Genomic DNA, 26,785 nt, shown 5'->3' on the forward strand with positions numbered 1-26,785 from the left:
TGCCGCCCCCATCCGTGACTTGAAAGATGGTGGATATCCCCATAAATGGAAAAAACGTGATCGTTTCTACAAATACGCCGTCTGTCGGGTCATCATCTGCCCCGGAATTGTCATAGATCCAGAAAGAGGCACCAGGGCCGCTAGGACCGCCACCTTCAGGGTCACCACCGAAAGAAAGATTAAAAAGTGAAATTTCCCCATCATCCACAGTGCCATCTCCATCGGCATCGTAAAAAAGGTCCACCAATGCTGAATCCTCTCCAGAGGTGAATGTAATAGAGAATGTAAAAGATTCTCCCGCTTCAACAGTAGCAGAACTGGCCCCATTTATCAAGACGGAAGGTGAATTACCAGCAGAGCGCCCGGTGCCGCCAATCCAGTTTTTTGACGATTTTCCCTGTTGGGCAAACCGTTGCCATTTAGAATATCGTTGAATTTGTCGACGAATCTTGAAATTTTCAGACTCAAGAGACTTGGGTCTGCTCTTTTCTTTCGATTCCTCCATCTTATCCCGCTCAAACTTCGCCTGCCCTGCCTGCTTCAGGCGTTCGGACAACGGTTCCAGTTTCTGATGCATAAGCCGCTCCTGTCGGTTTTGCTTCAATTGCTCAGCCGTGGGAAGTCTGGATAGACCTTTTGCTAACACCCCTCGCTTTTTGTTCTTATCAGCGAATACATCAGTTTTTGCAACGGATATGGAGAGTGCAACAATAAGAAAAGTAATGACTTGGAATGATTTTCTATTCATGGGATCCTCTTTGATTACTCGTTAAACATATAATGATAGATAATCTTACTCTTCAAATCAATATATATATTTGCTAATGGAGTTCGCAAGAGAATTTTTATCACTGGCGCTAGTTGTGACCAGAATCACATCTGGAATGCCTCACCGTCACCGATCCTGTATAGATTATAGACAGAAAACTTGCCACATGACGGTGCGTCCCGCGGTAAGGTTCAACTTCCGCCTAAGTGGAGGCGGCTATCGGGAGCTTCAGCAAGTGATTACTTCAAGAAAATGATGATTACCTTTGTTTATTGAAAATGGTTGTTCATCGATTTTTCCACAGGTATTAACTAGAATTGACTAAAACGTTGTGAGAGAGTCTGATTGTATTTGGCTATCCGACAAATAATGCTTTTGCATAGCGTAATTGGATAATAACGTAAGAACTATTGATTGAAAGTTGCTTGGTTTATATTTTTCGAATATAGATAAAGCGCCTTCATTATCATCAAGTGCTATACTGGCAAGCATCGCTGCTGTTAGCAAATAAAAGTGACTTGATAGTGGGACAGTAACTGAAGAATCAATCTCTTTTGATAAAAGCTCCGATGAAAACTTTAAGATATTGTTAAAGTCATTCCTGCTCACAGCCGTATATAGGTTGAACCACTGTAGGGTTTCATCGGACAATTTATCGAAACATTTCATGGATTGAATATTGTTTAAGATAATTTCCATTTCATTGGATGAGAGATAGGGCAAGGTTCTGACCGCCAGAGTCTGTAAAGCTTCAAACCAAATTGTGTTTAATGAATTCCCATCACACCGGTAGTTGGCCGAAGATACAGATTCTATCATTTTTAAATTGCTAGCATTGATTTTAGGCAGAATCGAACCATTTTTTGATGCTGCAAAATAATCATAAATTTCCTTTGCTGTAAAGGCGTTACGACGTATCGGAGATCTATCGTTCCTTACGATAGAAAGCTTATCTGTATTAGATAAATCCTCAGATGTATTGAATGCTCCTTCAAGTACTGGAATGATTGGCAGATTGATTGTGCGTAAAAACATTAATTCATTTGCGTTCTGCCGTAAATATAGAGCTTTTGAAGCATTTAAATCAAGAATTGGAAAGTAATCAGAGTTAGGAATTACATCGTAAGCATCAAGTAAGCTATCAAAGATTTCCCTTGTACCAAGTTTAGCTAATCTTAAATCTTGGATAGAATTGAAACCGCAACGAGTTAGCGTTGAGTCCAATTCAGGGATGGTGAAGATTCTTTCAGAAGGTTCTGGCAATTTCCCATTAGTATTTGCAACAATCAGAATGTCTCCCTGAACAGTATAGACGGCGTAATCATTAAAGTTCAGAGAGACCGCATCAATTACGGTTAGGAGAAGATAAATATTCATTTCATATAAATGCATCCATTGAATGAACAATCCATCTTCATTGACTGATTTTTTGATCAAGTGGTAAAATTCCTTAGTGAAAAGGTTCGAGACTCCACTAACCCATGGATTGGAAGGTTCTGAAATAATGAGGTCGTATTTATTTTTCTTGTAGGAAAAAAATGTCCTGGCATCTTCAACAACAATATTTATGCGTGAATCTTCAATTTCAGTATTGGTGAGATTGTTTAGTAGGCTAGCAGCTTCAACCATAGCTGGCTCAATTTCAATAATGTCGCAACGCTCAATCCCCGGATCCTTCAATATTACGTTAGTTGTCATTCCTGATCCCATTCCAATTACAGCCACACTTTTGGGGGCCGAATGAAGTGAGGCCGGCAATGCCGCGCTGAAGACTTGGGTGAATTCATCCATTGAAGGAACCGAAGTCGTTGATATTGATGCCTCAGGTTTCCCATTTGTGAGGATGACATATTTGTCATTTGCGAATGTTAAATCGATTGATGCTGTTTTACCATCTTTGTGGAAAACAACTTCCCTTTTACCACCAAGGTGACCCCATCTGAAAACACCAGATGTCATTTTATTGGGGTCCAATTGAATAAATAAAAAATTGAATGCAATCACTGCCATTGTTCCTGTTGCTATAAAACTCCAATATTTTCTATTTGTTATTGCCATCATTTTCCAGAGCAACGCCAGACCAACTATTATATCTATTCCGGAGCCAAATATGATCAGATTTTTCACCCCCCAAAATGATATTAATTGATAAGCGAGAAGAACCCCTCCTATAGCACCCACAGTATTTAATGCATAAACTTTTCCTATAGCACCTTCGCCGGCATTGTTTGATATTAAATAATAAGATATAATAGGCAACGTCATTCCTGCACAGATCGTCGCTGGCAACATAACTAATAAGCAAATACCATGGCTGAATAAAGTATACAGCAAATAACCCTGATTGGTCGGCCTGAGAGCATTAAACATATACTCCATTAAATAAAACGTCTGACTGTAGACCATTAGTGTTGACAAAGCTAAAAGGCCCATTAATATCTGTATAATGCCGAGCGTTATTAACGGATTTTTTAATTGACCGATTTTACTTTTGATCCAGAATGCTCCAATTGCAAGCCCCAGTATGAATGCGCTTAGCATGAGTTCAAAAGCGTGGGTTGATGACCCAAGGACAAGACTTAGCATTCTTATCCAAACAATTTCGTATATAAAAGATGCGACTCCAGTAAAAACAGCGCATGCTAATAACATTAAAACAAGTATTTGAGACGGCATTTTTTCTTTTTGATGACTCATCGATGACAAATTATTAGCTGAATAGTCTTTTTCTCGGCCAGTCAACCAGACGATTAGAGCAATGAATATGTTCAACAAACCAGCAATTTGAGTTGTGCCTTCGAAGCCTAGATAATTAATAAATACAAACCCACTCATTAACACTCCTATTGATGCACCTAAACTGTTGGAGAAATAAAGTACAGCAAGTGATCTTCCAGAGTCCTCTGGAGAATTTCGGATTAAACCTGCACTCATGAGAGGGAATGTAGAACCAAGCAAAACTGCTGAGGGGAATATAATGGATGATGCAGCCACCCATTTACAAGCGCTAACTAAATATAATGAATTAAGGCCGGGGGTTATTGAAAAATATATTAAATCTGATACTCGGGTAAATATTGCATGAAAAAAGATACCATATAAACCTATTATTCCTTCAACTATTGCATAGCCTAGAAACAAATTGACTATGTTTGTGCTATATCTTGCTGTAACCCACGCTCCCAGTGCCATGCCACCCATAAAGATTACCAAAACAAGCGCCTGCGAATAAGCTGCGTGACCTAATAATAACTTCAGGTAGTGAGTCCAGATTGATTCATAGATAAGACCTGAAAAGCCCGAAAGAAAGAAGAGTGAAATGTATATATGATAGAGCGTTGATCTACTTATTTGAAGATTTTTCATTTTGCCAAAAGGGCTTATTAGTTACCTAAGCATGGTTTTTTCATTGGAATAGTGGTACCAGATTAGTCTTGGAGATATCTTTCACACAATTTACGGTTTTTTATTAAAAATAGAATATCCTCATTCAGATCATAATAGACCCACTATTAAGTTTTCTTACCTGAAGTAATTAATTATGTGCTCTCGGTCTGCGCCCGTCGTCTGATATGAATCACTTTCTCCGAGGAATTCTCAAGCTATTAACAAGAATACTCTAACAGTACGCTAAGTCCTTTTCGAGCGTTCACTAAAGTCAATTCAGCGAAGAAGGATCAGCTTGCGGGTAGCAGTAATGTTTCCTGACGAGAGGCGGGCGATGTAGACACCGGAAGGGACCGGATTACCAGCGGAGTCGGCAGCATCCCACTTCACTTCATGGATTCCCGATCGTTGAAACCCCTGAGTGAGAGTCTGGATCTTCCGGCCCAGGAGGTCGAAGATTGCGATTTCGGCATCGGCATCCACTGGCAAAGAGAACCGGAGGGTGGTAACGGCATTGAAAGGATTCGGATAGTTCTGTTCAAGGGTGAATGCTTCTGGAACGAGGTCTTCCTCATGGTTCACTGCTATGGCTGTCAGCGTAGTGTCTACCATGAGGAGTATATCATCGATGAACCAACCTCCGTAACTGTTTTGCGCATCAGACACTAACCTGAATCTGAGCCACAACTGTCCATCATCGATGTAATCGGAAAGATCAAAGATATTGTCGTTTACAACTCCTATGCCTGTCACCGAAGTAATCTTATCCCACGTCTCACCATCGGAAGAGACCTCAAAGTAGCCGAAGTCGTGATCCTCTTCGAGAAAAGCCAAATGCCAGAATGAAACATAGACGGATGAATATAAAGCAATGTTTAAAGGGTCAAGCTTAGCCAGGATGTTGTTTGCGTTGTCCTCATATATGCCGTTGGGTGAGTCGTGGATCACTCTCCCTACTGAGCCTATGCCGGCAAATCCCCAGCCGTCGCCCGTATCCCAGCCGGAGAGATCCTCTGTCTCCCACGAGCCGGCGGCGGTCCAGTTGAGGATCTCGAAAGAGCGGTAAGAAGATGCCTCTTCGTTTTGCTGACTGGAAGCATCGATGACACGCACGCGATAGGAGACCACAGTTCGCCAGGGGACGTCTTCCCAGCTGATGTTGCCGGACCAGACGCCTTCGCTGAACGTCATACTGACACTGTGGGTGGCGCCGGACGGATCAGGTGACAGAGAGTATTCCACCACGACTTCACCCACGCCGATGTTATCGCTCACCACAGCCGTCACTTCTGATGAGCCGCTGCGTCCGAACTGATCGTCGAGTTCCGTCCATCTGTGAATCACCGGCAGGATGACATCGGATCCCGCGTTGAACGAGTAGCGCGAATCGGGAGCGCCGTAGGGCAGCGTTGACCAGCGGCCCGCCATATCCTCCACAGCAAAATAATAGGTATAGATTCCGTCGCGGCCGTACCCCGGTAAACTACCGACATATTCATCGGGGCCCTCACCTGTGGCCAGATAAGTGGTATCGGTGAATTCTTCATTCAATCCCGAAACCGCCATGACCGTCCCGGAGACCAACTGATTGTTCTCCACCGCGGCAACGGTAACAGCTACGTCGTAGGGACCGTCAATATCTTCGGTATCGGTCAGCGGTTCGTGAGCAAAATCAACATAGAGCGGATACTGCAGAATGAAGAATCCATCTCCCGACATGGAGGTGGAATAGATGAGTCCGGAATTGGCGAATGGATAGGTGCCCCAGTTGCCTGAGTAGAGCCCTTCACTCCCAGGATACAGGTCGAAATAGGCAACCTCCTCAGGATTGGAAGGATCAGAAATATCAACCACGCGCGTGCCGAAAACGTAGTATGAAATGAAAAGCTTGTCCCCCTTCACGAATACATTATGTACTGACTTTCCGCTGCCTAGTTCATATTCGCCCACCAGGTTGATGTTGTCATAATCGTGGGCATCCCAGATTTTTACGTACCCCCCGCCCTTTTCGTCCGCCGTAATGATGTACTTGGAATCTTCCGTCGTCCAGGCAGCATGACAGCCATAGTTGTCGTAGTCGAGGACTTTCAGCGTTTTGATATTACTCTTGTCGGACACATCGAGAATGTGGAGGTCGCCTTCATTAATACCGCAAGCATAGGCAGTGTCGTTCTTGACATATATATCGTGAATGTATGCCGTCTCCCAGAATCCTACTTCTACAGGTTCGATAGGATTGGCCAGATCGAGGATTCGGATCCCCCCGGCACCTCTGTCCGAACCAACAATGTAGGCATACCCATCAGCAATGTAGAGATTGTGAGCCGAATTGATCCCCGTATACTGAGCGGCAAGATAGGGGTGCCACGGGTCGGTCAGATCGATAATATCGAGGCCGCCGCCGTATTCGTTGGTGACATAAAGGTAGTCACCGTGGGTCTTCAAGTCCCGCCAGCTGGAGTTGGCGCCCTCGATGTAACCCGTCTCCACGGGATGGGATGGATTGGATGAGACGTCCAGGATAACCGTCCCATTATGGGCGCCGAAGACAGCAAATTCGTGACCGTTCTCATCGGTGTAACCCCAGACGTCGGAGCCATAATCATACTGGGGATTTGCCACCAGACCCATGCGCCACGAATCATATTCTTGCGCGAGAACTTGACCAAGAAACAGTAATCCTGTCGAAATGAAAAGGGAAGTTTTCCGCATGATACGGGACATGAAACTAATAGAAATTAACTATGTAGTATAACACTCATCAGGGTAGCAATGTGTGATCATTATCACAGTTTCTTCCCGTCCATCCTGTTAAAGCTGAGCGGCACATTAATCTCCATGGAAAACCCGGAATCCCTCTTCTACCGCAGAAGCAACAGCTTTCGCGTGGCGGAGCGATCGCCAGCGGACAGGCAAGCAAAGTAGACGCCAGAGGGGACGGATTCCAAAGCAGCGTTCGTACCGTCCCAGACCACTTCATGCCGTCCACGCATCAGCGCTTCATTCATCAGAACCTTTACCTCGCGGCCGAGGACGTCATAAACTGTCAGCCTAACGTCGCCCGTCTCGGCCAGAGAGAAGGCGATAGTAGTGGCTGGGTTGAACGGGTTGGGATAATTCTGTTCCAAGCTGAAAGACGCCGGCAACTGCTCTGCTTCAGGATCTGTTGTCATCTGCAGCGTAGTATCCACAAGCAGACTAATATTACCCAGGTACCACCCCTGATAGGCGTTTTGCTCATCCGTGATCACCTGAAAACGAACCTTAACCTGCCCCTCACTCAGATAAGGCGACAGATCAACAATCTCCTCTTCCCGAACGACGCTGAGACCAGTGATGCAGGAAACTGTAGTCCACCCGTGCCCGGCCGACAGATCGATGCAGCCCCAGTCTTTCTCTTCCTCCAACATGGAAAGTTCCCAGAAAGAGAGATAGGCAGACTCATACGACGATAGATCAATGTAGTTTAGCATGGTTAGTGAATTGACGGAATTATCCCGATAACTCTCCTGCGGAGAATCATTCATCAGCCACCCAATGGAAGGATTGAAAAAGAATGCTCCCCAGCCGTCACCGGTGTCCCACTTGGAAAGATCCAGATGTTCCCAGTCTGTCAGTTGAGCATAGTTAACGATCCTGAATGTGAAGACTTCGGACCTGTCCACATTCTCATTGGAGGAGCTGTCCGTCACTTTTATGCGGTAACTGACAGTCGTATTGCCCGGCACATCCGCCCAATCGATCTTCGCCTTCCAGATTCTACCGCGCAATTCCATCGGCACCGTGCGGACAGTCCCGGAGGGGTCGTTGGAGGTCCAAGTTTCGATAGTTACCTCCTTCACACTGATATTGTCCTGGGCGAACGCCCGGATTTCCGCACTCCCTGTGCGATCAATGCGGTCATCCAATTCTGTGATGAAAGATGACTGCGGAGGCACCGTATCGGGGCCGGCATAAAACCTGAATGCGTTCTCCGGAGCACCGCTTGGATTTGTCCAGCGATAGTACTCGTGTACCGATTCAATATAGTAACTAATTGTGGTAGCCTCTCCCGGCGCCGGAATTGTCCCCTTGAAACGACGGCCATCTCCGGATACCATCTCGGCTGCCTCGTAGTCAGTCATACTATCCGTCATGTAGTAAAGTCTCACCGCTGCCACATCGGCCGTGTCTCCCGCAACGTCAATTGAAATCTGAAAATCCTCATTGACCGTCTCGGTGTCGGTTAGCCGTTTGTGATGGACGAAATTGAGATAAGTGAGAATTCGTGTCAGAACCGTTCGCTGAATATCGTTAATATCATCCGGAGCCTTGGAGGTTATACCGCTGCCGAAAGCCTCAAGCCCCATGCCTGTATAGACGAGGCGGTAATCACCCTGATACCGCAGTCCCATCGCTTTCCCGTTATCGTAGTGGAAGATTGGTTTGGCACCCTCTTTTGGCGAAAACCAGTCGGGATATTGAAGATCTTTCTGCAGACCGGGCTGATAGAGTGTGAAGTTGAGACCGTGGCTGATGGGATCGCCGAGAACCCCCTCAACATTACGTGTACCTGCATCGTCTCCGCCCCAATCGGCACGCAGATAGTCATTAAAGAAAGTGGTCTGATCATCAGTCCCTGGATTTTCGTTCAGATCCCAGCCGAGATCCTGGCCGGAAAGGTAGAGATTCCCGCCGCTGTCCATATAGGCTCGCAGGGCGGCACGATCGAGAGAATCGAGGCTGGGAAAGTCCCACTCCGTAAACCAGATGACCACGGGAAAACTCTTCAGCGTTTCGGCCGAAGGGCTCCCCTGCCTAGAGTGATCCCACACACCGTAGCTGACGCCGTTCTCCTCCAGAATGCCTCTGTAGAAACCGTCCACGTTGACGTCGCCGCAACAGTCTTCCCAATCGTCATCCACAAGCAGGATGGGCGTCTTGCCTATCAGAATGCTGAGCGTATCACTCGTAACGATCGACCCATCCACGGCCCCCTCCAATACCAGTTCCGCCATATGGCCTTCGGCCTCTTCCGCCACAGTGAAGGATAGTTCTTCCACTATGGAAAAGGTGGTGTCAGCAGGAACAGTCCAGTCTGCGGTAGTTGCGCTGGTGACACTGAGATCTGGATCATCAGAAGAGAGGCGAACGGTAAAGTTCTCTGTTGCTCCCAGAGAAAAACTTCTATAAGTGACGGTTACGTTTGCGGATTCACCTTTGTCGTAGACGCCATTTCCATTGCCGTCGCTGCCTTCAGAAACAGTTGTCTTGGTCATCATCAGTTTCGGTTCAAACGCCGCAAACTGCGATTCATCGTAAGTAAGTGCATTCTTAGCATTGAAACGTCCTGTGCCGAGCAACCCCACAAAGTCCGGGTTATTACTGTCAATGTTGTCCGCGGTCCCTGCCAAGCGACGGGCAAGCTGATGGGGTAAGAGATCAGTGTAGAATGACTTTACCAGAGCTGCTGCGCCAGCCGCCACGGGCGACGACATGGACGTCCCTGACGCCTGTCCGTACGATTCATCCGGCAGAGTAGATAGCACTGATACTCCCGGTGTCGCCCCATCCACCCACAGACCGAAATTACTGAAGTCTGCCCGCTGATCATTCCGGTTGGTAGCGGCCACAGAAAACACATTCTCATAGGCCGACGGATAACTGGGGATATCAGAATTCTCATTGCCAGACGCCACCACCACAAGAGCTCCCAATCCTGAGGCGTAGTTGATGGCATCCGCTTCATACTGTGAATATCCGCCGCCGCCCCAACTGCAATTAATCACATGAGCACCGAGTTCAGCGGCATAGACAATACCCTGATAGCCATTCACAATGGCAGGAGTATCATCGTCATAGCCGTGTTTTGTGATTAGCATTTTGACATTCCACGCCACGCCGGCCACGCCAATCTCGTTATCGGTGACCGCATTGGCGAGGCCGGCCACGTGGGTACCGTGAATATTCTCAGGCACGGCATTGTCAGGATTGTTGTCATCATCAGCGAAATCCCAGCCGCGGATATCGTCCACATAGCCGTTATTATCGTCGTCACTGCCGGAAAGACCGTTCAGTTCAGCCTCATTGACCCAGATGTTAGCCTCCAGATCGGGGTGATCCAAATCCGTACCGCTGTCCACAATACCGATGATGACAGTGGAATCTCCGTGGGATATACTCCATGCCGCGACGGCACTGATCTTGGACAGGTGCCACTGACTGTTAAATCTAGTGTCATTGGGTCTATCGTACTGCCGCCGGATATAGTTCGGTTCCGCATAGACTACTTCGGGCAGTGCCGCCAATGCTCCAGCTACTGCCAGGGGGGAAACATCTTCATTGTAAGTGGCGCGATATATGCGGCTGATATCGGGCAGATCAGAACGGCGCGTCTTGCCGCTGGGAAACATGGGTCTAACCGATTCGATGCCATAGCGCAACAGGGTCTGATCAACAGTAGCTGTACCCGTGCCGGATGATCTTCCTCGCAGAAGGGGTGTACGTGCTGATAACTTGAGAATGATTTCTCCCGGTACGACACTATCTGGGGTGATCTCCTCCGCAACAGTGAAACCGCTAAGGAGGCAGAAGACCGCAAATCCACCGAACCATTTTACAATTCTATCCCTCAATAATTCTTCTACTGAAACCGCGGGTACTAGTACGCTACAGGCCCAATTCCTAGTCCGTCGGCATAGCCTCTGTAGGTCTGATTCTTCTTGTCCCAGGCGATGACCCTCACACGACCGAGACCGTCCATCTCCTCTAGTTCAAATCCCCGTTCTGACAGTACAGCCTTATAGGAATCGGGAAGGCCCGGTTCTACAAACAGCGCTTCCGGCTTGTACTGATGATGGAAACGGGGCATCTCCACGGCGTCTCCCAGGGGAAGATCAAAATCGAGGACGCCGATGAGTGTCTGAAGAACGCCGGTGATGATTCTCGGGCCTCCGGAGCCGCCGAGGATCATGACTGGTCTGTCGCCCTTCACCACGACTGTGGGCGACATGCTGGAGAGAGGCCGCTTGCCCGGCTCGATGGCGTTGGCTTCGCTGCCGATAAGACCGAAGAAGTTGGGTATTCCAGGCGGCTGTGCGCTAAAATCGTCCATCTCGCAGTTCAAAACTACACCTGTCCCCGGCACCGTCACCATGGCGCCGTAGGTGAGATTGACCGTATGGTTAATGGCAGCAGCGTTGCCCCATCTGTCTATCACACAGAAGTTGGTGGTGTGTCCGGGATCAAGAGCGACTTCCGTTGTCGTTCCGCGTGCTTCTTCTGTAGCCGTCATGATTTCATCCACGAGGGAGGCAGCATAGTCCTTGCTGATCAATCGTTCGACTGGGACTGGATAGTAGTCCATGTCACCCAATAACTCAGCCCGGTCCTGAAAAGCGCGCTCCATAAACTGGGCGACGCGGAACACGGTCTCTCCGTTCCACTGTTTCGCACCGTCTATCACTTTCGAAGCCTCAATCATGTTGAGCATCTGCTGAACATGTACACCTCCCGAACTGGGCGGCGCCATGCCAATAACAGTATATTCTCTGTACTCACCCACCACCGGTTCTCGAACAACGGCACGATAGTTTGCCATATCTTCCTCCGTCATGAGTCCGCCGTTCTCTTCCATGTATTGGGCAGTCCGTCGCGCGAATTCACCGTTGTAGAAATAGTCCAATCCCAGCTGGCCGAGCTTTTCGTATGTCTCCGCAAGGTCCGGCTGTTTGAAGATATCGCCCGCTTTGAGCTGAGATCCGTCTTCATGAAAGTATATTCTCGCGGAAGCTGGATCTTGCCTTAAATACTCCGTGACATATTCATATTTTGAGATGTATTCTTCAGTCAGTTCAAAACCGTCTCTCGCCACAGCAACCGATGATACCAACAGAGCGTTGAGTGGTTTTGTCCCTTCCAATTCGAGGGCCTTGAGATAAGCCGCCGGAACACCCGGTACGCCCGCGGCGAGTGGTCCCCGCTGACTAAGAGACGGGTCGAACTCGCCGTCCCTGATGTACATCTCCCGCGTAGCGGCTGAAGGCGCCATCTCGCGACCGTCAATGGCATGGACCGTACCGTCCGCCATGCGGATAACAATAAAAGCACCGCCGCCCAGACCGCAGTTATACTGATTGACCACACCGAGAGCAAAGCCTGTAGCGATGGCCGCATCTACCGCGTTGCCGCCGCTCTTGAGCACCTCCATCCCGATCTGTGACGCAATAGGGTCTACCGATACCACCATACCGTCGCGGCCGGTGGACGCAAAAGGCGCGTTGGTGGGTGCAAGGGAGGCACAATCAGTAAAGACCCAAAAAACCGCCAGCACCAAACTGGCGAAAACAAATCTTCTGCTATAACGCATTCTTTCTCCTTCCAAGTCGGGCGGAATGATAGTAACGGCTGAGACAAATATCAACTTAATAAATATCTGCGACTATGAAAACTCAAGTAAGTATGAGTTGCTCCATAGAAGAAGTTAATCAATTGACCGTTGTTTTCGTTCCTAACGTTTCTAAATTCTCCCCGTTGATTACGTAAATCACCTGGGAGAGTTCCCTCTCTCTTACGCTGTTGCTAATACCAATCAAGATACAGGAGAAAGGAACGATGTCGACATTCTATCGCACACTCACATCTGTTGCACTATTGGTTTCACTGCTTTCATCACAGGAGGAGATACAGTTCCCGCTGAAGATTGACGGCGTCCGCTATTCATCTGACATTCCTGAGCCACAGGATGTCATCGGCCACAGTATCGGTACACGTCACACAAGGCCGCACCAGATCGTTGAATATTTCAACGCCGTAGCTGAAGTGAGCCGGCGAGTCATCGTACGTCAGCACGCCACTACTTGGGAAGGGCGACGTCTGATACATGCCGTCGTAACATCGCCGGAAAACCATAGCCGGCTGGAATCGATTCGTGAGAACAACCTGCGCATGTTTGACTCAGCGGGCGGGATTTCGGACAAGGATCTGGGGACCATGCCGGGAATCGTCTACCTCGGCTATTCAATCCACGGCAACGAGGCCAGCGGCTCGGAAGCGGCTGTTCTTACCCTCTATCATCTGGCGGCAGGACAAGGCAGGGAAATCCGTGACCTACTTGAGCATAATGTCATCCTTATCGATCCAATGCTGAATCCTGACGGGCGTGATAGGTTCGTGGACTGGGCCAACAGCAACCGCAGCAATGTGATCACCTCAGACGGGCAGGATCGGGAACACAACGAGCCGTGGCCGGGCGGACGCACCAATCACTACTGGTTCGATCTCAACCGCGACTGGCTCCCCGCGGAACACCCGGAGTCAAACGGAAGAATAGCGCTCTTCCATCACTGGCAGCCTCAGCTTCTACTCGATTTTCACGAACAGGGGAAAGACGCCAGATACTTCCTCATGCCGGGCATTCCGAGCCGCAACAATCCTAATACGCCCAATGGTGTCTTCGATCTGACCAACAGACTGGCTGATTATCTTGCCCAATCGCTGGAGGAGATTGGAACGATCTATTTCACCAAAGAGCGCTTCGACGATTTCTATTACGGCAAAGGTTCTACCTACCCCGATGTGAACGGCGCTGTGGGAATCTTGTGTGAACAATCGTCGTCCCGTTCCCTTCTGACTGAAACCAGCTCAGGTCTCCTCTCTTATCCCTTTTCCATCCGCAACCATTTTACTACATCATTCGGCACCCTTAGAGGATTCGCTGATATGCGTGTCGATTTCCTGAAACATCAGCGTGATTTTTTCAAGGATGCGGCCGAAACCGCCAAAGGAAATCCTGTAAAGGCTTACGTCATAAGTCTTGACGAGAGACGCACACGAGCACAACTGCTGATTAGGACACTTCAGAAACACAGGGTGCGCATTCACAAGTTGGATCGAAAAGTCACCATCGACAAAAAGATCTATAAACCGGAGAAATCGGTTATCATCCCCATGAACCAGCCGCAGACCCGTTTCATCAAAGCGGTTATGGAGACAGTGACAGAATACCGGGATTCACTCTTTTACGACGTTTCCGCATGGACGCTACCCCTTGCATACGGTGTCCGTTACGGTGCTGTCAGACAGAGTCCGCGAGGCATGATCGGTGACGCCATCGGAGAGATGTCGCTGGATGGCGGTGAACTTATAGGCGGCAAAGCTTCCTTTGCCTACCTCATGTCATGGGACCGCTATTTCGCTCCGCGGGCACTCTACCGCATTCTTGACGCCGGCATCTATCCTTCCGTAGCAAAAGAACCGTTCCAGATGGAGATAGATGGGAAAGTAACTTCGTTTGACAGAGGCACCATTACCATCCCTCTGATTCAGAGGGATGCCGGCAGTAATCTGGAGCCGTCTGATGTCCACGGTCTCATGGAGACAATCGTCCGCGAAGATCACGTCACGGTTTATGCGTTGACCAGTGGTCTTGCCTCAAAGGGGCCTGATCTGGGAAGTCCAGGCAATGCACTGCTGAAAAAACCGGCTGTGGCTGTGCTGTCGGGCCGCGGAACTGGCGCCTATCAGGTGGGAGAGGTGAGACATCTGCTGAACGAGAAGATGAATACGCCGCTGTCACTTCTGGATGCGGAAGCTGTAAAGGGAGCAGATCTGAGGGATTATACCACCCTTGTCCTTGTTAACGGTTCGTATTCCCGTCTCGATTCGACGGCAGCGGCCAAGGTTGGCCGATGGGTGAATGACGGCGGCAACCTCATCGCCTTCGAAGGAGGAGCCAAGTGGGTCGTTGACAACAAGCTCATGGATGAATCTCTGAAAAGTGCCGAAAAGGATACATTGGACATCCCTTACAACAAAATTGCGGCCGCCAGAGGTGCACAGAGAATCGGCGGTTCCATCTTTGAAGCGAAACTCGACATTACCCATCCCGTAGCATTCGGCTACGATGACCGGGTAGCACTGTTCAGGCGCAACACCAACTTCTACAAGAAGTCAGCCAAGCCGGGAGCAAACGTGGGCATCTATACGGACACTCCACTCCTGAGCGGTTACATTTCTGAGGATAACCTGGCGAAGATCGAGGGGACGGCGGCTATCATAGCCCGACGGTCGGGGAGAGGAAGTGTAGTTCTATTCGCTGACAATCTAAATTTCCGCGCTTTCTGGTACGGCACCAACGGGCTGTTCTTGAATGCCGTCTTTTTCGGACAAACATTCTGAGTGTGCGCCCTCTCTTCAGAGAAGAAAGCAAGACGGGGACAAGTCTAAATTACTGCGTCAGACGATAGATCAATATAGCTGCCCGGGTGGTGGTCTTCGGAAGAGATGTCAAATCCAGCCCTTCACTGGAGGAATGTTCACCGAATCCATCGGGACCCATCCCTGCCAGAGAGGCATCCACATGGGGCGCTACGAAAGAGATATCGGCCGCTCCCCTTTTGGCCGGATCAAGTGGTTCCAGTGACCCGTATCCAAGATCGATGTTTACCTTTTCTAACTCATCCAGAAGCGCATAGTTGGCTTCTGTTGGCGCCATGGCGGGATAGCCGTCCTTGAATTCAATTCTGGCCGTCGTACCAGGTAGATTGTTGGACACGATTTCCTCCATCCGTTCCCGTGCACTGCCCAACTGCTCCATGGAAATGGTACGGATACCGCCGTGTACCGTGACTGACTGCGACACTACATTGGTCTTGCCAAAAACGGTTCCGCGGGACGTTACTGGATTGTATGTCACATCAGTCCCACCTACGAATGTACCCGGATTGAAAGTAAGATACTCCTCCCCCACCAATTCTTCCCGGAACGCATTCAGAATCCGCGCCGCTTCGAAGATGGCGCCATAGCCGAGTTTTTCTTTGAATATCTGCGAAGAATGACCTTGCCTGCCGGTGGTGGTTAACATCCACGAGGAGGAACTGCGCCGGGCCACTGTTCCGGTGCTCATACCGTGTGCCCCTTCAAACCCGAGACCGATGTCGGCCCACTTCCCTGCTTCCACCAGTTCCTTGCGCACAATAGATGCAGGCGCACCTAATTTTTCTTCATCGCCAATAAATACCAGCGTCAGGTTCATCTCTTTCAATACGCCGATATGATCCAAGGCTCTCATAGCATAAATCATGGACACATCGCCGCCTTTCATATCCGAGACACCCGGCCCGTAAGCCGTATCTCCGTCTCGAGTAAACTTCTGAAGAGGATGATCCGGTTCAAATACTGTATCCAGGTGCCCGATCAGTACGAGCCTCTTTCCCTCGCCGCCGCGCATTTCGGCGAACAGATGTCCCGCCCGTCTGACGCTGTCCGGGTACGTCACCCAGTGTGTATCAAACCCGAGCTGATCCAGCTCGGTTCTAAAGATCGCGCCCACCGTCTTATTGCCTTCAATATTGAGAGATCCACTATTGATGTTGACCACTTTTGCCAATAGATCAATCGCCTCCTCGGTGTGCTTTTCCACATAATTGCGGATTTTCCTTTCTGTTTTGGTTAGTCCCTTCGAAAAACCGGCCGTGAAAAAGATTAGTACGACCAGCAAGATTGTGACTGCTTTCTTCATTTTTCCTCCTTCTTACCAGCTCCGTAAAGGATTTTGCCAGAGAATACTTCTGTCCTGTTGCCTCCATCAATCACCGGGCGTCCATTCACCAGTACATAGGGGATACCTTCAGGATACCGATGGGGCTCCAGCCATGTGGCTGTGTCGATGACACTGTCCGGATCAAAGACAACTATGTCCGCCCACATCCCTTCTTTGATGAGTCCCCTGTCCTGAAGGCTCAGTCGCTGTGCCGGCAGTGAAGTCATCTTCCGGATTGCTTCCTCCAAGCTGATGACCCCTTCTTCCCTCACGTACCGCCCCAAAACTCTGGGATAGGTGCCATAGCTCCGCGGGTGGGGTTTTGCCGCACCGAACTCGATGGTTGAACCGTCAGAGGCGTGCATTGTGCGCGGATGCTGCATGATCCTCTTGATGTCGTCTTCGTGGAGACAGTGATAGATCCCGCTTCCCTTCCCTGCGTAGACCAACTCCATCAGCACTTCGGCAGCATTGTCCGCAGTAGGCGACATGCCACGCATCTGTGTGATTTCAGCTAAGTTTTTCCCTTCCAGCGATGTGTCCTCCGCATATGACGATACTACGATGCTGGCCGGATCGCCGCCACCGCGGTCGAAGAGTATATTGTTGACGATGGCCTTCTTTATCCTCGCACGGCTCTCCGAATCATCGAGGCGGTTCTTCAGTTCTTCTCTCTCGCCCGCCAGAGACCATGCAGGGAACACCACCGTCAACCCCGTGCTGGTGGCGGGATACGGATACTGATCCACGGTAATGTCCAGTCCTGTTCTCGCCGCCGCATCGATCATCTGAAGCGTTTTTTCACTGCCGCCCCACATGGACTTGCCCACTGCTTTATGATGAGAAATCTGTACCGGAACTCCCGCCTCCGTACCAATTTGGATGGCTTCAGCCACAGACTCAAAGAGTCCCAGCCCCTCTTCACGCATATGGGTGGCATAGAAGCCGCCATAGTCTGCCGCAACCTTTGCCAGTTTGACTACTTCTCCGGTCTTCGAATAGGCTCCGGGAATGTATTTCAGACCGGTAGACATTCCCACCGCACCTTCCGCCATGGCGCGCTCCACCAACTGTTTCATCTGTTCCATTTCTTCAGCCGTGGGTGACCGATCCTCCGCTCCCATCACTTTCTTCCGAACCGTGTTGTGCCCTACCAAAAGGGCAAGATTCAGCGACACACCTGTCCGTTCCACATCTGCAAAATAATCGCCAACAGGATACGGAGAACTTCCACAATTGCCGCCCACCACCGTTGTCACCCCCTGACGGATATAGTTTTCAACATCCGGAAAATCGAGCATCTTCCTTTCGGTGTGAGTATGCATATCTATAAATCCGGGCGACACCACAAGGCCGGTAGCTTCAATAACTCTCTTTGACTTGGAATCTGCGAGAGCGCCGACGCGTGCAATCTTCCCTTTCCTGACGCCAATATCCCCACGGTACCACGGATTGCCAGTACCGTCTACTATAACGCCATTCGAAATGACGAGATCGAAAACTCCCACTGAACTGTCACAACTCAAAAAAAGAATAGCCAGTAGACAGATCGTTGTGACTCCCTTGACAAGTGGCTTTGCTCTCATAATTTATCTACTGTTTGATTTGCCTCAATGAGCTGAACTTCTCTGCTTCCTGCTGGAGATCGGTCATCAGCCTGGCTTTGCGCTGCTCATGGGTTTCCGTCGGCGGATAGAGAGAGCCCTGCCGCACGCCGCTTCCATTAAACTCGCCGGCTAATCTGTAGATCTTGCGACGTACTTTATTTATCTCCTTTGCTGTCGCTTCTACCGAGTCGACAACGGCGGCAAATATCTCCTCCACCTCACCCGACGCCGCAAGCGAGTCATGCTCGACTGTCAACTTTTCACTCCAATCATCAGCTCGCTGTGACAGATCCCAGGCAGATCTCTGCAGCTCCAAGAGTCCGAGAAGGAAGCTTTCACGCTTTCTCCACTGGGAGGGGCGGATATTCATCTCAGGATCAGAGACCACCCGAACCGTCGTTGATGATTCATTCCCGTCAGCAGACAGCACAACCGTGTACTCCCCGGGTCTTACAAAAGGACCGGGTGGATCGACGCTCCGCGGCAGCTCAGGAAGAATCGTCTCTGACTTTACCAGACCTTCCTTCTCTTCATCATCTTCCTCATACGGCGGCGGTTCATGGCGCAGATCCCATACGGCACGGTGAATCACCCCCGCTTCCTCACTGCCAGCTATTCTGCGAATCAACTTTCCCGCCCGATTGTACACAGCTAAGGAGAGGCTGTCCACTGCCTCATAGACGTAATAGTCGATAAGGGCTCCAAAGGGCAGATTTTCTCCCATCCACGCTCCCTGTCCCCTGTACGACGTGTCCTTCCAGTAGTGAAAAATGGTGGCCGGACGAACTGAGAAAAGATGACTATTGGAGCCGGCCGCAACTTTTGACCACTCCGAAAGGGGAGCAATGTCATCGAGAATCCAGATGCTCCGGCCGTGGGTACCCACAATCAGATCATTGTCCCGCGGATGAATCTTCAGATCATCATAGAGGGTGGTGGGAAGATTGGAATCAAACTTTGTCCACCGTTCTCCTCCTGTGGTAGAAACAAAGAGGGCGTGTTCCGTTCCCAGAAAGAGAAGATCAGGATTTGCTGGATGTTCCACGATGACATTCACCGATCCATCTCTGGGCAGCCCTCTGGTGAGCTTTCGCCACGTCTTACCAAAGTTTGTCGTCTTTAAAAGATAAGGTGCAAAATCGCCGTCCCTGTGGGCATCAAGTGCTACATAAGCCACCCCCAGACCGGTGGAAGAAGCGATGATACGACTCACATAGGTCCCATCCCGCACGCCCCGCACGTTGCCGGAAACGTTCGTCCAGCTCCTCCCCCCATTCTTTGATACTTGCACATTGCCGTCGTCAGTCCCCACCCAGAGAATTCTGTAGTCAAGAGGCGATTCGGCTATGGTCGTGATCTCACCGTAGAAAGAGGTACCGTCATTTTTGGACAGAATTTCCCCCGCTCCCTTGACCCCCATGAGCATGAGTGAGTCGCGTTCCACCTGGCGGGTGAGGTCCTCCGTCCGTTCCCAGCTCTCGCCGCGGTCTTTAGAGATGAACAGCCGGTTGCCGCCGAAGTAGACTGTGCTCGGATAGTGTTGCGAAAGCAGGATCGGCGTCACCCAGTCAAAGCGGTACGGCTCCTCGTCTCCCGGCGGGTAGGGACGAATATCGAGAAGATCTCCGGTCTGCGAATCGAGCCTGGTGATACTCCCGTTCTGGGCGTTGGAGTAGACATAACGTTGGTCAGAAGGATCGGGCTGTTGATACATACCGTCGCCGAAGCCGATCTGATGCCAGTCATCATCAATGATGCCGATCCAGTGACGGCTGGTGCTGGGCCCCATCCACGAATGATTATCCTGCATGCCGCCATAAACATTGTAAGGCGTCCGCATGTCGTAGCCTATGGCGTAGAACTGTCCGATGGGAAAATTGTTCATGCGAATGTAAGTCTCACCCATATCCCAGCTCTCGTGGAGTCCCGCATCGCCGGCGAGATAGAAATGCTCGGGATTGGCCGGATCGATCCACAGTGTATGGTGATCGCTGTGAACACCCACATCATAGGTGGGGCGTGTCGGCATCTGGCGAAAAGTTTTGCCGCCGTCATCACTCCTGTAGAACTCCACTGCCAGCAGATAGACACGGTCCTCATCAGTGGGATCAATGAAGATGTGGCTGTAGTACATAGGGCGGGGATTCAGATCGTTTACCTTGTTCCAGGAGCTGCCGCCGTCCGCGGAGCGATAGACGCCGGCCTCTTCTGGATGTTCTACAGTGGCATACAATACCTTCCCGTTCGTTCTCGAAATCGCCAGTCCGATGCGGCCCTTGTCCCCTTCTGGAATGCCGCTGGTTAGTGCCCGCCAAGTTTTCCCACCGTCCGTCGTTTTGTATATCCCGCTTCCGGGGCCGCCGCCGTTGAATCCCCACGTCCGCCGCAGACGCTGATACATGGCCGCGTAGAGAGTGTTCGAATCGACAGGATCCATAACCAGATCGATGGCGCCTGTATATTCATTAACATATAAAACCTTCTCCCAGCTCTTTCCACCATCAGTCGATTTGAAGACGCCGCGCTCATCTGACCCCTTCCAGAGATTGCCGGGTGAGGCGACATAAACAATGTCCGGATTTCGGGGATGGACGCGGATGCGAGCTGTGTGGTACGTCTCCTCAAGACCGAGATGGCGCCACGATTCTCCCCCATCATCAGATCGGTAAACACCATTACCCCAGGAAGTACTCTGCCGATTCTGCTGTTCTCCTGTTCCGGCGTAGATGATGTCACGGCTGGAAGGGGCGATGGCAATATCGCCAAAGGTACTTACCGGCTGATCATCAAATACCGGCTTCCACGTCGTACCTTTGTTGCTGGACTTCCAGATACCGCCGGATGCCGAGCCAACATAGATGGTTGACGGATCATCAGGCAGCACCTCAACATCGTGGATCCGGCCTCCCGTTACCGCGGGGCCAATACACCTGAACTTCAAATTGGTGAGATGACTACTCGTCAATTCCAGTCTGTCCTGCCCCATGACTATAGCACAGAACAACATAACTGTCATAAGTCGATATTCTTTCATGTATCCTCCTGAGTGTCCATTTGCTCAACAGAGAAAAGTTAAAAAAAAGCCCCCGGAACGAGGGCTTCCTTCACAACAATAAGATGAGTAGCGTGGACTGATTACTCATTCACCTCCGTTGCCGCATACAGGCCAGGATCTTCAGGCGCATTTTCGTTGGAGGTCAGTTCATCCTGAGCATAAGGTATACGCTCTACATGATTAGTAGCCGCGGCGGTGTTCAATTGGAAGGGCGGAATCAGGTCTGTCTCTCCGGCACCGCGCAGACGTCTGTGATCATTAAAAGGCATGAATGTTCCGAAGCCGGACACATATCGCTCCTCAATGATTTCACGGAGCAAGGCGTCGTCTTTGGAAACACCATCACTGTTTTCCATACCGCCACTTTCGAAGTCAGCTTCAACGTAGGCTTCATACTTGTATTGAGAAGAATCATCGAAGGTTGCATTCAGACGTCCGCCGCCGGTCAGCCACTCGCGGTAATCATTTAAGTTCGATAGCCCGTCATCAAATCCCGATGTTCTGGCTGCCGCTTCAGCCTTGATCAACTGATTCTCAAAGTAGGTGACCATGGGTTGCGGTTCGAACTGCTCAATGACGCCCAAGTTCGATGAAAATGAACTTTCATCAATTTTGTAATAACCGAAGCGGGCGGTTTCGTCTGTCTTATCGTTGCCTCTGTAGACATCAGTTGTATCATTGAGCAATTGCATCAGATAGCTGTCGCCTGTACCGATGTCACCTGTACGCGATCCTGCCAGGATTATGTTGAACAGATTCTTATCGCCCTCTAAGGAGGATGCATCCCCTCGCGGGATGTGCAACATATCGCCTGCGGAGGACGAAATACCAGAATTTGCCGCGGAAAGAGCCGTACTGTAGTCCTTCTGGATCAAAGCATAGCGTGCCTTCAGTGTATATGCCGCAGCGATCCAGTCATCTTTATCACCATTGAAATATATATCGTAGACCTCTTCTCGGCTGGAGGCTGATTGCAGAGCAGAAATACCATCATCCAGAAGTGATGACAGGGCATTCAAGACTGAGACCTGTGAATCGAACTTGGGGTCATCTACCTCACCTCCAATCTCTGAATAAGGGACGTCACCCATGAGAATCGCCATAGTACCCACGGCATGAGCTTCCACAACTTTGGCAATCCCCACCAGCAGTTTGTCATCTGGTGCGGTCTCCACGACGTGGCGTACATTAGTGACAACGCCGGTATACACCCGCCGCCAAGAACCGTTGGATTCCACAGTTGAAAGTGAATAACCGTAGATATTGGAGTAGAGAGATGTAAAACCGGTTAGCTGGCCACAATACATTCCGCTGATGCGGTTCAAATGACCACATTGCGCCAACGTATTAGCAAGCTGTGCACCGTTGAGAAACAGTCTCGAGTCAACATCTGCAAGCGTGATCTCATTCGGATTATCATTGAGATCCCCCGGGATCTCACATGATGTCAGAACTACCGAAATCGCAATCAGAGAAAACATAAATACTTTTTTCATCGTTCCAAATTCCTCTATTTTAATGTTCATCATCTTACCCTCCACCTAGAAGTTTGCTTCGATTGAGAACAGGTAGGACTTTGTACTCGGATTAGCAAAGTAATCTAAGCCAAACCCGGTTTGAATTCCCCCGACGTTGACCGCGGGATCCACGCCAACCAGCTCTTTGTACCATGCCCAGAGATTACGAGCTGTGGCTGAGAACGTGACTGAACTGAGCCTTGTCTTCTCCCTGAATGCAGGTGAAGCAAGCGTGTAAGAAAGTGTCAGTTCTTTGATGCGGGAGAATGTGGCGTCCTTTATGGAAAAGTTGTAAGCCTGGTTATCTCCAAAGCCACCGCCGATGCCGTGACGATACCACGCTTCATCCAAGAGAACATCACCGCCGCCGAAATCGTGGACACTCCCTCGAACAGAGGTGCCGGCCAAAATCGTATCGCCGTCCACATTTATAAGGTCTTGGGTAAGTGTTGTCCGTTCAGCTGTTTCCATGGTGGTACCAAAACGGCGTAACACCCACTGCGTCCGGGGCGAATACCTGCCACCCTGTGAATGCTCAAAAAGGATATTCAATCTGAAGTTCTTCCAGTGGGCATTTAAACCAACGGTACCACGCCAGTCGGGGTTTGGATCACCGAGAACAATCGGCAGGGGCGTTATTTGGGGAAAACCGTTATCGTCCAGTACTAGTTTCCCATCCACGGTTCCATCCTCAGTCAGCGATCCGGTTCCATAGAGTGCACCAATGGGGAATCCCACTCTGGCAACGGAGTTAACAGAGCCAGAGCCTAAGTAAATAACTTCGGTCCCAGCTAGGTCTAAGACTTCATTCTTGTTGGTGGCCCAGTTGAAGATGAGATCAAGACCCATATTGGTCTGATTGATCATGTTCCATGATCCGTCCAACTCAAACCCTTTGTTTTCCATCCTGGCTGCATTTTTGTACTGGGTGTCATAACCTGATGAGGGAGAAAGAGAAACATTGATGAGCATGTCATTGATTTCATTCTGATAGCTGGTGAAACTGAGGGCGAACTTGTCATCAAAAAAACGAAGGTCCATTCCAATCTCTGTTTCTGTCTTCACCTCAGGTTTCAAATCGGGGTTTCCTCTGTCATCATCTACTCGATAGCCGCCACCCCAGAGACCCACTTCAAGAGGATCGCTGTACGTACTGTAGGTGAATCCGCTCTCCGCAAGCGTTTCAAAGCGATGAGCAGACGGCCTTACACCCACCTGTCCATAGGCAACTCGCAACTTGCCGAAGCTGATGGGGAGCGCTCCGCTGACCATATCGGTAAACTGATACGCCAAGTCGGCTGCAGGATAAAAATAAGATTCCTTGATCGTTGAATGATCCTCAAGTGCACCGGACAGATTCAAGTAGATTTGATCCAGGGCATCGATTGAAAGTATACCATATGTTCGTGTCGAACGAATGAACAGCCGGCTGTTGGAAACGGAAGATGCCTCTGCCGCTGTATTCACATTGGTCGTGTGCTTATCGGTATTCACCAGGAATCCCGTAATGCTGGAAGAGCCCCTACTGTAAGCACGATCATTCATACTGTAACCAATAGTTGCCAGCATGGAAGCTGAGGAACCAAGCGGCACATTTTGACGCGCAATTACGCCATAACTGGTCTCACGATTGGTAATACGATCAATATTGAATAGACCAGAATTCCTTGCTGATCCAGAGGAACCAGGTGGAAAGAACCCTTCACGGTTATCGGTGAAAGTGTCAACACCGGCCCGCAGGACAATGTCAGTCCTGTCAGATGGCGTAATATTCATCTCATTCGAAATGATCAGACGGTTCACAGTAGTCAGGTTCATTTGTTCATTAATAGTCCACAGGGGATTATTGTATATTGGGTTTGTACTGGGACCACCAAGATTACGGCGATAGGCACGGTGGCGATCTGAGTACTCAGTCTTATTCCCATCTGAATCCACATCTACAAATGTCCCCTTGTAGTGAGTGAGGTCAAAGTCTGGTGCATTTCTGAGCAGACCCAATAAAAGACCCGCAACATTGGACCCTCGCTGAAGACGATTGGAGTTAGAGTAAGTATACCCAATCTTGGAGTTCATGGTTATCCAGTCGGAGAGCCAGAATTTTGTATTCAGTCTGACATTGTCACGATCGTAAAACGCATTGCGGACAATTCCATCCTGTCGCATCCTACCATAACTGAATAGATATGTTTTTGTGGCATCACCGCCAGAAATCTGGAAATCATCCAAGTCATATGTTCCTGTCTGGAATATCTGATCCCAGTTTGAGTCTACATAAATCTCTTTGGAGTTTTTCCCTGTAATCTTGTACTGGGTGAAGGTACCGTCCTCAGAAACAAAGTGGTCGCCGCTTGTATCCACTTCATCAGCTCCACCGGAACGGTCGGGGATATAATCACCCCACGATTCTGCTTGAGTCCCTGCCGAGCCATTTCGCCCCTGTCCCCAGACGGTCTGCATGGGAATCCGCTCATGGATTTCATCGAAAGATTTGGTGCGCTTATAACTCATTCTCATCTTGCCGGGAGCACCTTCTTTCGTTTTGACTACAATTACGCCATTGGCAGCTCTTGAGCCCCAGAGGGCTGCGGCTGAGGCACCCTTCAAGACTTCAACAGATTCAATGTCGTTGATATTGAGGTCGTTTACGCGGGATTGCTGTGACGTACCGCCAAACCTGTCATGTCCAGCATAAATCTGTGAGTTATTAGTAGGCACGCCATCCACAATAATGAGCGGCTGGCTGGCACCAGAAATCGTGTTATGACCCCGAATCCTTATCGATGTACCGGCGCCGGGATCACCGCTAACAGCACTGGCAACCACATTAGAAGCCTTAGCCGCCAGAGAATTTGCAATCAACGATTCGCCTGAGCGTGCCATATCACCTGCAGCTACCGGAACACTGGTTGATCCCTGCTGATCACGGTTAGCCTGGAAACCGAGGGCCGTCACACTTACAGACTTCATCTGCAAAACGTCTACAGATAATTCAAAGTTCTGCGTAACAATGGGTGGTGAAAGTATGACAGTTACTGATGCCGCGCTGTAACCGATATATTCTGCCCTCAGGGACACCTGATTGCCCGATTCTGTGGTCGGGACTGTAAGGGAATAGTCACCGTTTACGTCCGTCGCTGCTCCATACGCCGTGTTTATTATCAATACATTGGCGCCTGTCAGCGGCGTTCCGGCGTCATCGGTAACCTTTCCCTGCACGGTGATACCAGTCTGTGCCGTGCCTGCGGCGACGAAAACAATCATTAGAAGTATACTCAGCGTGGAAAATGATTTTCTCATGGTTTCTCCCTCTCAGTTATACGATTGGCTTGATAATGGGGGCTGGCGAATCAGCAAATAACCAAATTTCTTGCACTTTCTTTGAACACTAAAGATGTGAAGATTTTACAATATCAAGATGCCATTGTCAATGTTTTTCCAAGTACCTCATTGAAAAACAAAACATTATTGCTGGCATTAGATTTGGGGAAACTATTTTCGGAGCATAGCCTTGGAAAAGCGCGAATCGGGGATTTCTACATCAAAAGCAATATCGTCGATAACCCATTCCGTCCCTTTACTATTTTTTTTCAACTCATCCTTGAAAATGAACCGAGTTGGAAACCACCTGTCCTGAACTTTCTTAATGCCGTCCATGGAAGTGGATTTCAGGAGTTTACCGCTTTTTGCATAGAGTTCCTCTTTCATGGGTAGCAAATATTCCGAATCCACCCAAGCACGACGCTTGGGGTAAGATAGTCCTTTCACTTGGGCTTCAAGAAAAAGGACCCAGTGCTTTCGGCCATCAATCATTTCCGATCCTTCAACTGTCGCCTCGTAAAGATCAGTTAAGGGCCGGTCTTCCATCATATCATTATATGACATGTCTGATCCCATAACAGATTGGCGCAACATGTGGCCGGAGATCTG

Annotated in this window: 12 protein-coding genes; 1 reads left to right on the forward strand and 11 read right to left on the reverse strand. The window is 49.6% G+C overall.

The genetic code is table 11. The features are described from left to right. From QF669_06705 to ggt, 5 genes are all read right to left on the reverse strand, one after another. Positions 1–748: hypothetical protein (locus QF669_06705; GenBank protein MDP6457121.1), on the reverse strand; the 748-nt coding region annotated here is incomplete at its 3' end. Between the two features lie 342 nt (positions 749–1,090). Next, complete coding sequence (locus QF669_06710) at positions 1,091–4,135, reverse strand: spermidine synthase (protein MDP6457122.1); 3,045 nt, start codon at positions 4,133–4,135, stop codon at positions 1,091–1,093. A gap of 297 nt (positions 4,136–4,432) precedes the next feature. Next, positions 4,433–6,868 carry a choice-of-anchor B family protein gene (locus QF669_06715; GenBank protein MDP6457123.1) on the reverse strand — a complete coding sequence of 812 codons (2,436 nt, stop codon included), beginning with the start codon at positions 6,866–6,868 and terminating at the stop codon, positions 4,433–4,435. Between the two features lie 149 nt (positions 6,869–7,017). Further along, entirely contained in the window at positions 7,018–10,770 is a 3,753-nt protein-coding gene (locus QF669_06720) for a S8 family serine peptidase (protein MDP6457124.1), read from the reverse strand. 26 nt (positions 10,771–10,796) lie between these two features. Next, a complete protein-coding gene (gene ggt, locus QF669_06725; protein ID MDP6457125.1) occupies positions 10,797–12,503 on the reverse strand; it encodes a gamma-glutamyltransferase in 1,707 nt (568 codons plus the stop codon). A 245-nt stretch (positions 12,504–12,748) separates the two neighbouring features. Here ggt and QF669_06730 point away from each other — a divergent pair, with 245 nt between their 5' ends. Next, positions 12,749–15,313, forward strand: a complete 2,565-nt coding sequence (locus QF669_06730; GenBank protein ID MDP6457126.1) for a M14 family metallopeptidase — start codon at positions 12,749–12,751, stop codon at positions 15,311–15,313. 49 nt (positions 15,314–15,362) lie between these two features. Here QF669_06730 and QF669_06735 read toward each other — a convergent pair whose 3' ends face one another. From QF669_06735 to QF669_06760, 6 genes are all read right to left on the reverse strand, one after another. Then, the gene (locus QF669_06735; GenBank protein ID MDP6457127.1) at positions 15,363–16,655 is read right to left on the reverse strand and encodes a M20/M25/M40 family metallo-hydrolase; all 1,293 of its coding nucleotides are present in this window, start codon (positions 16,653–16,655) and stop codon (positions 15,363–15,365) included. Then, positions 16,652–18,262 carry a D-aminoacylase gene (locus QF669_06740; GenBank protein MDP6457128.1) on the reverse strand — a complete coding sequence of 537 codons (1,611 nt, stop codon included), beginning with the start codon at positions 18,260–18,262 and terminating at the stop codon, positions 16,652–16,654. Before QF669_06740 ends, QF669_06735 begins: the two co-directional genes overlap by 4 nt. Positions 18,263–18,269: 7 nt before the next feature. Continuing rightward, positions 18,270–21,317: a glycosyl hydrolase gene (locus QF669_06745; GenBank protein MDP6457129.1), complete on the reverse strand. Its 3,048-nt coding sequence runs from the start codon at positions 21,315–21,317 to the stop codon at positions 18,270–18,272. Between the two features lie 101 nt (positions 21,318–21,418). After that, a complete protein-coding gene (locus tag QF669_06750; GenBank protein MDP6457130.1) occupies positions 21,419–22,834 on the reverse strand; it encodes a SusD/RagB family nutrient-binding outer membrane lipoprotein in 1,416 nt (471 codons plus the stop codon). Between the two features lie 45 nt (positions 22,835–22,879). Then, on the reverse strand, positions 22,880–26,155 hold the full coding sequence (locus tag QF669_06755; protein MDP6457131.1) for a SusC/RagA family TonB-linked outer membrane protein: 3,276 nt from the start codon (positions 26,153–26,155) through the stop codon (positions 22,880–22,882). A 192-nt stretch (positions 26,156–26,347) separates the two neighbouring features. Continuing rightward, positions 26,348–26,785, reverse strand: a 438-nt coding sequence (locus tag QF669_06760) for an outer membrane lipoprotein-sorting protein (protein ID MDP6457132.1), incomplete at its 5' end; no start/stop codon positions are given.

Source organism: Candidatus Neomarinimicrobiota bacterium (assembly GCA_030743815.1).
GTDB lineage: Bacteria > Fidelibacterota > Marinisomatia > Marinisomatales > S15-B10 > UBA2146.